Source organism: Nocardia cerradoensis NBRC 101014, from assembly GCF_000308535.1.
GTDB lineage: Bacteria > Actinomycetota > Actinomycetes > Mycobacteriales > Mycobacteriaceae > Nocardia > Nocardia cerradoensis.
This window is the reverse complement of the sequence record NZ_BAFW01000378.1, coordinates 22764-35530: the sequence shown is the minus strand read 5'-3', so window position 1 is coordinate 35530 and position 12767 is coordinate 22764. Positions and strand designations below refer to the sequence as shown.

The following is a 12767-nucleotide window of genomic DNA, read 5'->3' as shown; positions in this document are numbered from 1 at the left end:
GCGTCCGCGTTCCTCCTCGCTCACCAGCGCCTCCCGGGGAATGCCGGTTCGGGCCACCACATGTCCCGTCCACCAATGCAATTCGGCGTGATAGTCGGCATCGTAGCGGCGCACCGACGCGGTGAGCTCCGACGCCCGGGCCAGTTCCGCGCGGCTGTCGTCGGGCAGGACGTCGACGATGGTGTCCTCGGGGTCGAACACCGTGCGCAGGACGGTCTCGAACGGCTCCCAGCTCTCGGGTTCGTCGAACGGGAGCCGGTCGGTATACCGGCGCGCCATGGCGCCGGCGCGTTCGCGGTCACCGTCGGTGATGTACGGCGAGGGCTCGAACCGGACGTCGGCCAGGTGGGTGCGGTCGTTGGGGTTCGGGAAGGTCGCCACGATCGTGCGCCACCCGTGGGCGGCCATCGCCGCGCGCAGGTGATCGAGCACGACGCCGCAGCTGATCACGAGCTGCCGGCCGGTGTCGTCGGTGGTCGGCAGCATGCGTTCGTGCACGCTGAACAGCCGCAGCTGCGCACCGTCGAACATCCACCGCCACGGCTGACTGTTGTGCAGCGACGGCGCACGGCCGGCCATCCGGACCGCTGTCTCGACGACGTCGCGTGAGGGCACTGTGTTCATATGTCGACGGTAGTTTCGCGCCGTGCGCTGCGGAGGGGCCGTTGGTCCCGAGGTGCCGCGACCATGGTCCGCGACGCCGGCATCACGGCAATCGCCGCTCGTCACCGTGCACGCACCGTTCGAGCAGTAGGCGGCGCTCGGCGGCGGCCACCGTGCGGCGCGCGTTGCGCACCGCGTCCGGGGTGACCGAAATCGAGGTGATCCCCGCCGCGACGAGATGTTCGGCGAATTCGGGCCGGGTGGACGGGGCCTGCCCGCACAGCGACGACGTGATGCCCAGTTCGCGTGCCGAGGTGACGATGCGCCGGATGGCATGCAGGACGGCCGGATCCGATTCGTCGAACAGTTCGGCGCACTCCTCGGAATCGCGGTCCACACCGAGGATCAGCTGCGTGAGATCGTTGCTCCCGATCGACACGCCGTCGATTCCGAGCCGCACGTACTCGGGTAGCCAGTGCACGACCGACGGCACCTCCGCCATGATCCACCGGTGCATACCCCGGTCGTGACCCAGCGGTGAGGCGTCCACCAGTTCCAGGCATGCGGCCAGTTCCCAGCGGGTGCGCACGAACGGGATCATCAGATGCAGATTCGGGGTGTATTCGCGCACGCGGGCCAGCGCCGCCAGTTCCAGCCGGAACACATCCGGTTCGTGGACGTAGCGGTAACAGCCGCGGTACCCGATCATCGGATTGCGTTCGTTCGGCTCGAAACCCTCGCCGCCGGTGAGGGTGCGAAATTCGTTGCTGCGCAGATCCGTTGCGCGGTAGACGACCGGACGGGGGGCGAAGGCCACGGCGATGCGGCGCAGGGATTCGGCCAGGGTGGCGACGAATTCGTTCTCGTCGCCCGCCGCGATCACCGCGCGGGGATGGCGGCCGCCCAGGGCGCGCGTCAAGAGGGTCTCGGCGCGCAGCAGCCCGACGCCGTCGACGTCGGAATCGGCGATGCGCTCGGCGATTTCGGGCAGGGCGAGGTTGACATAGATCTTCGTTCCGGTGGTCTCGGTGACCGGCGCCGCCGCCGGCATGGTGGTGGTCGCGGCAGGCGCGGATGCGGTTGCTGCCTCGGCGGCCCGCTCTTCCGGACTGTCCGCACGAATCCGGCCGGCCTTCGCGTCCACGACGATGCGCTGGCCGTCGTGCAGGGAGGTGGTGGCGGTCCGCGCGCCGACGACGCAGGGGATTCCCAGTTCGCGGGCCACGATCGCGGCGTGACAGGTCATGCCGCCGCTGTCGGTGACCAGGGCCGCCGCCCGCGCAATCGTCGGCAGCCAGTCCGGATTGGTCATCGGCGCGACCAGGATCTCACCGTCGCGCAGCGCCGATCCCTCGGCGGGTGAACGCAGGATGCGCACCGCGCCGCGGGCTCGTCCGGGGGCGGCCGGCAGACCCTGCAGTAACACGGCAGCAGGCGTCTCTTCCGGTGCCGCCGAAGGTGTTTCGTCGGGCAGTGTGGTGATCGGCCGCGCCTGCACCAGCCACAGCCGCTGGTCGTCGAAGGCCCACTCGACGTCCTGGGGGCGGCCGTAGTGCTGCTGGACCTCGAGCGCGAGGCGCGCGACCGCGGTGGCCTCCTCGGCGGTCAGCACCGGCCGATGCGATTCGTCGTCCGGGAGGTCGACGCGGCGGTCACCGTCCTCGTCGGCGAAGATAGCGAAACTCTGTGCACCCCTGCGTGATTCGGTCAGCATCGGGCCGTTCGCGGCGAAGACGTAGGTGTCGGGCTCGACCGCGCCGGATACGACCACTTCACCCTGTCCGCGCGCGGCGTCGATGACCACCCGGTCTCGCCGGCCGGTGGTCGGGTCGGCGGTGAACGCCACGCCCGCGCACCGGACCGTGACCATCTGCTGCACGACCACCGCCATCTCCGGCCGCCGGTCCATGCCGCGGCGGGCACGGTAGGTCAGAACGCGCGGGGTGAACAGGGACGCCCAGCATTGCCGGACCGCGTCGAGAAGCTCGGCGTCGCCACGAATATTGGTGCGCGACAGGTTCATTCCGGCGAAGGAGGCATCGGCGCTGTCCTCGCCGACCGCCGAGGACCGGACCGCGACGCGTACCCGGTCGCCGAGCCGGTGGTACCCGTTCACGATCGCCTCTTCGATCGCCCCGTCGAGCCGCGTCTCGTGCACCAGGTCGCGCATGCGGGAACACAACAGGTCGAGCTGCGCGCGGCCCGCGTTGTCCGCGGCGACGGCGCTGCGCAGCGCCTCGGTATGCAGGGAGTCGATCTCGGGCCCGTGCGGCCCGTCGGCGACGGCGGTCTCGTACGTCGATCGCAGGATCACGAATCCGGGCGGCACGGGGAGCTTCGCCGCGACCATCTCACCGAGATTGGCGCCCTTGCCGCCCACCTGGCCGGCATCGGTCAGCCGAATATCGTTCAGACTTGCCACATAGTCGCCCATCACGGCTCCGATCTGCTGAAAAGGGTCTCGATGCCAGACTCGCGCGTCGTGCTCGCCGGGACCACGGCCGAAGGTCCTCGATCCGGTGAGCGGAACGCCCACCGCCGCGGATCAGAGGTCTGCGGATCGGGTCGGTCGGCCGCCAGGACTCACGCGGGACAGGGGTGGAGTCATGGCTGTGTTCTTCGTTTGCCAGGGATCGGCTATTGCGAGTCCGGAGCAGTCTCCTGGTGGCTGGGGCGGCCGACAGGCAGCCCGAGAGCCGAGCGATCGCATGCGGTGACCAGGTCGGTGGCGGTGATCACGCCGGTGAGCCGGCCCGACGGGTCGACCACCGCGACCGCATCGAGTTTGGGCCGCAGAACGACTCGGGTGGCGACATCGGCGAGCAGATCGTCGCGCCCGACGATCGCGACCGCGCGCAGCGGCCGGGCGACCGAACGCAACAGGGTCGTCTCGCGCGCCGGGACGGCGGTCGCGGTGAGATCCGACCACGCGACCACGCCGATCGGGTGGCCGAGCGCGTCGACGACGGGGAATACGCGATGGCCGGTCCGCGGTGCGCTCGAGTTCAGCAGCTGGGTGATCGTCCACTCCGCCGGCACCGCCATCGGATTCTCGGTCATGACGTCGCGAACCCGGGCGTCTCCCAGCCGATGCCGCAGGCCCGCAGCGGCGAGTTCGCTGTTGGCGGCGGTCTGCAGGAACCAGCCCAGCAGCATCAGCCACAGCCCGCCGAACTGGCGGAACACGATGATGTCGACGGCGCCCAGCACGACGAGCACGGTGCCGAGCAACCGGCCGCCGCGCGCGGCCACGGTGGTGGCGCGCAGCCGGTCGCCGGTCCGCCACCAGACGAGGGCCCGCACGACCCGGCCGCCGTCGAGCGGCGCGCCGGGCAGCAGATTGAACAGTCCCAGCGCGATATTCGTGACCGCGAGCCAGGCGAGCGCCGCGGTGACGGCGCTGTCGGGCCGTCCGCTGTCCACGGCCACCGCGACGACGGCGAACAGTCCGCCCAGCACCAGACTCGTCGCCGGACCGGCGATCGCGATCCGGAAATCGCTGCGCGCGTCGGGCGGTTCGTCGCCGAGTTCGGACGCCCCGCCCAGCAGCCACAGCACGATGCGCTCGACCCGCACCCGGTGGCGGCGGGCGACGATCGAATGCGCCAGTTCATGCGCGGTCAGGGAGGCGAACAGGGTCACGGCGGCGAGCGCGGCGACGGACCAGGTGAAGGCCGGGCTGCCGCTGCCGCGCAATTGCACGCCGAGCAGCCAGACGAACAACGCAACGGTGACCAGCACCGACCAGTGCGCGCCGACGCGGATACCCGCGACCCGGCCCAACGGAATTGTCTCGTGCAACATCCGGCCACCTCGCTTCTGGCGCTCCACCGGTCGAAGCGCCTACCGCCAGTCTGTGCGGGTGCAGCACCCCCAGGGAGGGGCGAGACTCCCCGCCTCACGGGACCTACGTCCCTACGCAAAGCCGAGGACAGCGAGGCCGGTGCGCGGTGGTCCGGCGCGGGGACCGACGGCGCGACGGCGAGGTCTTTCGCCCCTGCCGCCCGCCGATCGCATCGACGAAGCTGAATCGCTCGCGTGCTGCGCTACCTCGCCCGGCCCGAGACCGTCGCCTCCGACCGTGGCCGCCGGACCGTCCCCGCAGCAGATCCGCGCCGAACGCTTCGCCCGTGGTGAGATAGACGACGAGGAGTACACCCGTCGCATGCGGGCACTCGATCGCTAGCCGGTCCGGCCCCGACAGGCCGACCGTCGAATCCAGGGAGCCGCCGTGGCGCGCGAATTACCGTTCGGATCGCTGTATCGGCACGGGTTCGTGCGCGTCGGCGTCGCCGTGCCGTCGGTGCGGGTGGCAGATCCCGAGTACAACGCCGAGCAGACACTCCTGCTCGCGCGGCAGGCCGACGCCGATTCCGTGGTGCTCACGCTGTTTCCGGAACTCGGTCTCTCCGGCTACTCCGCCGAGGACCTGTTCCACCAGGAGGCGCTCGACGACGCGGTGCGCGCGGCCGTAGACCGCGTGGTCGCCGAGAGCGTGGATATCGACAGCGTGCTGATCGTCGGGGCTCCGCTGCGGGTGCGGGAGCGACTGTTCAACTGCGCGTTGATCATCGACCGCGGCCGCGTCCTGGGGGTCGTGCCGAAGAGCTACCTGCCGAATTTCCAGGAGTTCTACGAGAAGCGGCAGTTCTCCGCGGCCCGCGACGCCGTCGACGACCACACCACCGTCGCCGGGCAGCGGGTGCCCTTCGGCGCCGACCTGCTGTTCGAGGCGGTGAACCTGCCCGGCTTGGTGCTGGCGGTGGAGATCTGCCAGGACGCGTGGGTTCCCTTGCCGCCCAATGTCTTCGCCGCACTCGCGGGTGCCACCGTGCTGACGAATCTGTCGGCGAGCAATATCGTCGTCGGCAAGGCGGACTACCGCAGGCAACTGTGTGTGTCGACCTCGGCGCGCAATATCGCTGCCTATCTGTACACCGCGGCCGGACAGGGCGAGTCCACCACGGATATGGCGTGGGACGGTCAGGCGCTGATCTGCGAGAACGGCAACCTGCTGGCCGAAAGTGAGCGCTTCGCCGCCGACCCGCAACTGGTCACCGCCGATATCGATCTGCAGCGGCTGGCCGCGGATCGGCTGCGGCTCAACAGCTTCACCGACAACGCCCACGACCATCACGAGCGGGTCACCCGATTCCGGCGGCTCGAATTCGAGGCGCCGATCCCGGCCGGCGCACCACCGCTGCGGCGCGAGATCCCGCGCTTTCCCTACGTTCCGGCCGATCCCGGCAGCCGCAACAGGCGCTGTGCCGAGGTCCATCACATCCAGGTCGCCGGGCTCGCCACGCGGCTGGCCGCGACCGGATCCCAGCACCTGGTGATCGGCGTGTCCGGCGGCCTCGATTCCACGCTCGCGCTGATCGTCGCGGCGCAGACCATGGATCGGCTGGGCTTGCCGCGGTCGCAGGTGCTCGCCTACACCATGCCCGGCTTCGCCACGAGCACCCGGACGCTGGAGAACGCGCGTCGGCTGATGCGCGCCGTGGGAGCAACCGCCGGTGAGATCGACATCCGGCCGTCGGCGACGCAGATGCTGCGCGATCTGGGACATCCGGCGGCCGACGGGGCGCCCGTCTACGACATCACCTACGAGAACGTGCAGGCCGGGGAGCGCACCTCGCATCTGTTCCGCCTCGCGAACATGCATCACGGCATGGTCGTCGGGACCGGTGACCTGAGCGAATTGGCCTTGGGCTGGTGCACTTTCGGCGTCGGCGACCATATGGCGCACTACAGCGTGAACGCCTCGGTGCCCAAGACGCTGATCAAATATCTGATCGCCTGGACCGCCGACCGCGGTGAGCTCGGCCCGGAGGCGAGCGCTGTGTTGCACTCGGTCCTCGAGACCGAGATCTCACCGGAGCTCGTTCCCGGCGCGGCGCTGCAGAGTTCCGAGGCCACCGTGGGCCCGTACGAGTTGCAGGACTTCCACCTCTATCACCTGCTGCGGTTCGGATTCCGGCCCAGCCGCATCGCCTACCTCGCCGAACACGCCTGGAGTGACCGCACCCGCGGCGGCTGGCCCGACCTGATCCCCGAGGATCAGCGTCACGAATACGACCTCGCCACGATCAAGCATTGGCTGGCCGAGTTCCTGCGCCGCTTCGTGCAGACCAGCCAGTTCAAACGATCGACCCTGCCGAATGCGCCCAAGGTCGGGTCCGGCGGATCGCTGTCGCCCCGCGGGGACTGGCGGGCGCCGAGCGACGCTCCCGCCGCAGCCTGGCTGGACGAACTCGCGCGCAACGTTCCTGACTGAACGGCCGACAACTGTCGGCCGAGCCGGCGACGAAGAGGCCGCCGCGTCGACAGGAGTCGACCACAACGGTGCGGCGTGATTCGTCGAGGACGATCGGGTCGGGATTGTGGGCATATCGAACAACGGGCTGGGGAAGTGAGGTTCCGGGGGTTTCGACGTCACCCGATGGTCTCGTCGGCCTTGCGATGCAGCCATTCCGTCAGCGGCGCCGTCGTAGCGCCGACGGCGCCCGCGGCGGGGCCGGGGCCCGGAACCGTTTCGGCATGGGTGATCTCGTCGACGGTGAGCGCCAGTGCCGTCACCGTCCGCTCCTCGGCAGCATCGGCGAATCCGCCGGAGATCACGGCGTGCCCGCCGTCGACGCGGATCGTCCACTGGCGACGGCTGCCGGCGTAGTCGTCGAGCAGCGCGCGCACCTTCGCTTCCACCGCGGCGTCGTCGCGCATCAGGGTGCGCAGCAGATCCCGGCGTGCCACGATGCCGACCAGAACGCCCGCTTCGACGACCGGCATCGAACGCAACCGCCGGGTGAGCATGCGGGCGGCGACGGTCGCGAGGTCGGTCCCCGGTTCGATCACCTCCGCGGGGGTGGTCATCGACGTCCCGGCGGTCGCTTCCGGACTCGGTGCCGAGAGCGCGTCCGATTCCGAGAGCATGCCGATGACGTGCCCGTCCTCGTCGACGACCGGAAGGGCCGCGAATCCGTGCTCGGTGAGTTGCGAAACTGCCTGGGGCAGGGGTGTTTCCGCGTGCACGGTGACCACGGGGCGGCTGAGAATGTCGCGAGCGTACATGGCAGGACCTCCTGCATCGATCGTGGTTCGGGCCCCGAACACACACCAGGGACCGTCGGCTCACATCCCTGGACGAAGGTCCCGCATCGGGCGGGACGAGGTCGGGACCGAGTGGCGGAGATAGGGACTTTCGGCCGCATCGCGGCATCTGCCGTCGTCTCTACCGTGAGAACAACGGCCGAGCACCTCGCGGGCCGTCGCACCGAAGGAAGGCGCCATGACCCCCGATCCAGCCTCCGACATCCGACATTCCGCCGGGGCGGCGGTCGTGGTAGGCGTCGACGGTTCCGGGCACTCCGATCTCGCGGTGGACTGGGCCGCGGGCATGGCGGCGCAGCGCGGGCGCGAACTGCGCATCGTGCACGCGCTGGACCTGAACCGGATTCAGCTCGGTATCGGCTCGCTCGATTCCCCCGCGGCCGCCATGCTTTCCGCAGCTCGTGAACGCGGTGCGGCGCTGGTCGAGCGGTCGGCGCAGCGCGTCCGGGCCGTGCTGCCGGGGCTGCGGATCTCTACCGAGGTGGTCGACCGTGATCCCGCCAGGGCGCTGGTGAACGCCAGTGTGTCGGCCTACGTGGTGGTGCTCGCGGCCCATGGCACGCACCGGCTGGCCGGCCACTTCGGGTCCACTGTGTCGGCGGTGGCCGCCCATGCGACCGGGCCGGTGCTGGTGGTGCGGACCGATCCGCGGGAGGAGGACCGGGTACACACCGAGGGGCCCGTTGTGCTCGGCGTCGACGGCGGGCCCGTCAGCGAGGCGGCGATCGGCGCGGCCTTCGAGGAAGCCGCCGAGCGCGGGGCCGAACTCGTCGCCGTGCACGTATGTCACGACGTCTACTACGGGCAGTTCGCCGACGATCCGCACATTCTGTATTCGGCTCGCGAGGTCGAGGTGCGCGAACGTGCCGTACTGGCCGAACGGCTGGCCGGTTGGCAGGAGAAGTATCCGGATGTTCCGGTGACGCGTCAGGTATCGCTCGCCGATCCCGGTGCGGTGCTGCTGAAGTCGTCGAGTTCCGCGCAACTGCTGGTGGTCGGGAGCCGCGGCCGGGGCGCGGTGCTGGGCGCGCTGCTCGGCTCCACCTCCCATGCCCTGGTGCAGCACGCCTGGTGCCCGGTCATGGTCGTCCATCCGCGACCGTGACGGGCTCGCGCCACGCCAGGGCAGCACGACGTAGTTCGCCACACCGATCAGCCGATCCCCGGCGAACGCGCCGAAAGCGCAGTGCTTCGGGTCGTTCATCGACATGGCGGCGGCCAGATGTTCGAGATGTTTCGGCCGCGCGCCGAAGAAGCGGTAGTAGCCGTCGCGTCGGGTCAGCGTCGCGTGCAGGTCCCGGACCGCGTCGCCGTCGGCGGGGGTGAGGCGGCGGTAGGTGACGTCGGTGAGGTCGACGGTCGGCTCCGCGGTCATGAGGGCTCCCGTTCGCTCGTCCGCCGATAGCCGCGCAGCGCGGCTTCGGTGGTCTCGTCCACCGGTGTGGTGGTGTCCAGTACCACTGCACCGGGCCACGGGTCGCGATCGGCGGCCATGGCCGCCGCGACGGTGGGTGTGGCGTCGGATTCGGATCCGGTGCGCGCCACGATGCGCGCGGCGGCCACGGATGCCGGTGCGCTACAACAGAGTTCGATGAGATCGGCCGCGGTCTCGGCGGCGAGCCGAGACGCGCGGCGTCGTTGCGTCTCGTCGATCCAGCTGGCGTCCAGGACGACCGAGCGGCCCGCGGCGAGCAGGGTCCGCGCCTCGGCGCACATGACCGCGTAGACGTGATCGCGGGCGGCGGGAGTGTAGGCGCCGTGGTCGTATTCGCCGGTCGCGCCGTCCAGCACGCCTTCGGCGCGCGCGACGGCGCGAATGTGGTCGCTGGACAACAGGATCGCGCCGGTCGCCGTGGCCAGGCGGCGCGCGATCGTCGATTTGCCGGTGCCCGGCAGGCCACCGACCAGCACGAGGCGCACCGCGCCGGCCGCCAGGTGTCGCAGGGCGACCTCGACGTGCCGCACCGCACCGGCCGCCGCTCGCCGTTCTCCCTGCCCGTACCGCACGCAGTCGACCTTCGCGCGCACCGCCGCCCGATAGGCGATGTAGTGGTGGTACAGCGAGTCCGGGGCCGGGTCGCCGGTCGCTTCGAGATATTCCTCGACGACGGCCCGGCCGAGGTCCGGGTACCCGAGGCGTTCCAGATCCATGGCCAGAAAGCAGATGTCGTCGAGCCGATCGACGTGGCGGAGTTCGTCGTCGAAGTCGAGGCAGTCGATGACCCGCACGCCGTCGTCGGTGACGAAGATGTCGTCGGCGCGCAGATCGCCGTGGCCGTCGACGATGCGCCCGGTGGCGATGCGCTTGTCGAACAACGCCTTTCGTCCGTCGAGGTAGCGCATCGCCCGATCGGTCAGCTCCCGCACCGCAGCCGGTTCGATCGGGGGATGGGTCATCCCGGACAGCAACGACTCCCAGCGCTCCCGAACCGCCGCCACCGTCGCCGCGCGATCGATCGCCGCCCCGGTCGGCGCCCGGTCGTGCCAGGCGGTCACATCGCGAACCAGCACCGACAGGATGTCGCGGGCGACGACCGGATCGTCGAGGCGCCGCGACAACCGGGCGGCATCGGGGAGCCGGCGCATCAGCAACACCGGTTCGTCCGCATCGCGCGCCGGATCGGACAGGTGCCCGATGCCGAGGTACACGTCGGGAGCGAACCGCCGATTGAGCTCGAGTTCGCGCAGGCACGCGGCTTCGCGCGCGGCCCGCGTGGAGAAGTCGAGAAAGTCGGTCCGCACCGGCTTCTTGATCTTGTAGGCCCGGTCGCCGAACAGCACCACCACCGCCGAATGCGTTTCGGCGAGCGCGGCGAAGGGATCGTTGGTCTCCATCGGTACCAGCCTCGCCGATGACCGGAGAATTCGTGATGGACCAAAGTCACCGGAGTGTGGACCATGCGGCCCGTGGTGCGGTGATGTGGTCGGTGCCGCTGGCGCGGGAGACGACGGAAAGCGGTGACCGGCAAGGACTTTCGATCCCGACGCGTGGCCGGAGAAGGGCGGGCGGTCCGGCGGAATACCCGGTCATGGTCGTGTGCGGGCCGTCGTCGACCCGCGGAAATGGGTGCGGAACCAGTCGCGGGCCAGCTCGGCCACGGCTTCCAGCGTGCCGGGCTCGGGGAACAGGTGGGTGGCGCCGGGCACGATCTCGATGCGAGACTCGCACGCCATCGCTCGCTGGGCGAACCTGTTCAGTTCGATCACCGCCGGGTCGTTTCCTCCCACGATCAACAGGGTCGGCGCTCGCACGGCGGTCAGAAAGAGGTCGGCGAGGTCGGGGCGGCCGCCGCGGGAGACGACGGCGGCGATCTTCAGCTCCGGATCGGCGGCCGCCCGCAGCGCGGCCGCGGCCCCGGTGCTGGCGCCGAAGTACCCCATCGGGAGGTCGTCGGCGTAGTGCATCCCGGCGAGCCACCGCGTGACACCTGCCAGCCGATTCGCCAGCAGACCGATAGCGAAGACATTGGCGCGCTCGAGCTCTTCGGCGGAGGTGAGCAGGTCGAACAGCAGCGTTCCGAGTCCGGCCCGCTGCAGAGCGGTGGCGACGAATCGGTTGCGTGGACTGTGCCTGCTGCTGCCGCTGCCGTGGGCGAAGATCACCACCCCCCTCGCGGCTTCCGGAACCGTCAGGTGGCCGCCCAGTTCGGCCTCCCCGACAGTGATGGTGACGTCGTCGTCGACCAGCGGCGGATCGCTGGACTCGGCCACCCGGGGGCGTTCGCGGGCGGCGAGGGCCGCCCGGGCGAGCAGATCGACGACTTCGTCGTCGCTCGTCTGTCCGAAGTGCCGGTACCACTGGCCGACCGCGTCGAAGAGCAGTGGCGTTTTCAGGCAGACGATGTCGTCGGCTTCCGGCCGCAGCGACGCCAACGCCTCGCGGGCGGCGACGGGAGTGGCCAGGACGATACGGGCGGCGCCGCGGGCACGGGCCACGCGGCAGGCGGCGCGAGCGGTGGCCCCCGTCGCGATGCCGTCGTCGACCAGCACCACGGTCCGGCCACGCAGTGACGGTCCGTCGCGTCCCTGCCGGTACATGTCCACCCGACGCGCCAGTTCCGTGCGCTCGTGCCGCTGCACCGCATCGATGTCGTCCTCGGACAGCCCGGTGCGGCGCACGACCAGGGTGTTGAGGACGAGGGTGTGGTCCTCGCCGACCGCGCCGAAGGCGAGTTCGGGCTGATAGGGCACGCCCAGCTTGCGGATCACCAGGACGTCCAGCGGTGCGCGCAACGCGCGTGCCACTTCGAAGGCGACCGGTACTCCGCCGCGCGGCAGGCCCAGTACGACGACATCGGTGTCACACAGAGCGATCAGACGCGTCGCGAGCCGGCTGCCCGCGTCGACGCGATCACGAAACACCATCGAATGCCTCTTGCACTTCGGTTCTCATACGGCCACTATCCGCGTTCGCCGGCTACGCCGAACCATGCCGAAGGCTCCGATGCGTGGGACGTTGGTCAGTTTCTTCGGCGTACGGATAATTCCTGCTCGCGTTACCGGAGGGTTTGCGCCGCCGCGGTGTGGAGGAATACCACCAGTTCGTCGGTGGCGCGACGGGCTTCGGGGATCTTCTTCATGATCCAGTTGTGTGGCATGCCGGGATATTCGTGCAGCTCGACCGGTACGCCCGCGGCCGCGCCGAGTTCCCGGACGCGGCGGGCGTCGGGAAGCAGGATATCGCGGAGGCCGATGAAGACGATGGCCGGTGCCAGACCGGTGAGGTCGGCGAAGGCGGGACTGATCTCGGGGTCGTCGAGGGCGCGCCCGGCGGCGTACCACCGGCCCGCCTGCTTCAATCCGGTCACCCCGAGTTCGGGGTCCCGGTCGTCGAGAGTCAGCGACAGTGGGTCGTCGGTGGCGAGATCATGGGCACGATGGTCCGGTGGTCGTGTTCCGGCGCGAGCGGATACATCGGGAAGACAGTGAGCCATGATGGCGCAGTCATAGCCATGCGGCACAGGATTCAAACTGTGCTCATCCGCCCCACGGGCCACGGCTCGGCGAGTGCTGTAGCCCAGCTCACACCATCGGCGCGAAGCGCGCGTGAGCGT

The 12767-nt window shown here is 70.1% G+C and carries 9 protein-coding genes and 1 pseudogene; 3 read left to right on the top strand and 7 right to left on the bottom strand.

The window, feature by feature from the left end; all coding sequences use genetic code 11:
• The 3 genes and pseudogenes from ON23_RS32820 to ON23_RS32810 all read right to left on the bottom strand — a co-directional run.
• Positions 1–624 (bottom strand): annotated as a pseudogene (locus ON23_RS32820) (NAD(P)H nitroreductase); the annotation flags it as partial.
• Between the two features lie 82 nt (positions 625–706).
• Positions 707–3037, bottom strand: a complete 2331-nt coding sequence (gene ppsA / locus ON23_RS32815) for a phosphoenolpyruvate synthase (RefSeq protein WP_039783250.1) — start codon at positions 3035–3037, stop codon at positions 707–709.
• Positions 3038–3240: 203 nt separating this feature from the next.
• Positions 3241–4407: a site-2 protease family protein gene (locus ON23_RS32810; RefSeq protein WP_039783248.1), complete on the bottom strand. Its 1167-nt coding sequence runs from the start codon at positions 4405–4407 to the stop codon at positions 3241–3243.
• Between the two features lie 277 nt (positions 4408–4684).
• Here ON23_RS32810 and ON23_RS38290 point away from each other — a divergent pair, with 277 nt between their 5' ends.
• On the top strand, positions 4685–4789 hold the full coding sequence (locus tag ON23_RS38290) for an SHOCT domain-containing protein (protein WP_210743196.1): 105 nt from the start codon (positions 4685–4687) through the stop codon (positions 4787–4789).
• Positions 4790–4834: 45 nt separating this feature from the next.
• A complete protein-coding gene (locus ON23_RS32805) occupies positions 4835–6880 on the top strand; it encodes an NAD(+) synthase (protein ID WP_039783246.1) in 2046 nt (681 codons plus the stop codon).
• A 158-nt stretch (positions 6881–7038) separates the two neighbouring features.
• On the opposite strand, the gene ON23_RS32800 is transcribed toward ON23_RS32805, so the two are convergent.
• A complete protein-coding gene (locus ON23_RS32800; protein ID WP_063821385.1) occupies positions 7039–7674 on the bottom strand; it encodes a CBS domain-containing protein in 636 nt (211 codons plus the stop codon).
• A 217-nt stretch (positions 7675–7891) separates the two neighbouring features.
• Between ON23_RS32800 and ON23_RS32795 the strand changes: the two genes are divergently transcribed.
• Positions 7892–8818, top strand: coding sequence for a universal stress protein (locus ON23_RS32795; protein WP_039783244.1), 927 nt, complete (start codon positions 7892–7894; stop codon positions 8816–8818).
• Between the two features lie 266 nt (positions 8819–9084).
• Here ON23_RS32795 and ON23_RS32790 read toward each other — a convergent pair whose 3' ends face one another.
• The 3 genes from ON23_RS32790 to ON23_RS32780 form a co-directional block, all read right to left on the bottom strand.
• Positions 9085–10548, bottom strand: a complete 1464-nt coding sequence (locus tag ON23_RS32790; RefSeq protein WP_051043681.1) for a bifunctional aminoglycoside phosphotransferase/ATP-binding protein — start codon at positions 10546–10548, stop codon at positions 9085–9087.
• A 192-nt stretch (positions 10549–10740) separates the two neighbouring features.
• Positions 10741–12078, bottom strand: a complete 1338-nt coding sequence (locus ON23_RS32785) for a phosphoribosyltransferase family protein (protein ID WP_039783242.1) — start codon at positions 12076–12078, stop codon at positions 10741–10743.
• A 131-nt stretch (positions 12079–12209) separates the two neighbouring features.
• The gene (locus tag ON23_RS32780; protein ID WP_051043680.1) at positions 12210–12647 is read right to left on the bottom strand and encodes an alpha/beta hydrolase; all 438 of its coding nucleotides are present in this window, start codon (positions 12645–12647) and stop codon (positions 12210–12212) included.
• Positions 12648–12767: the final 120 nt, after the last annotated feature.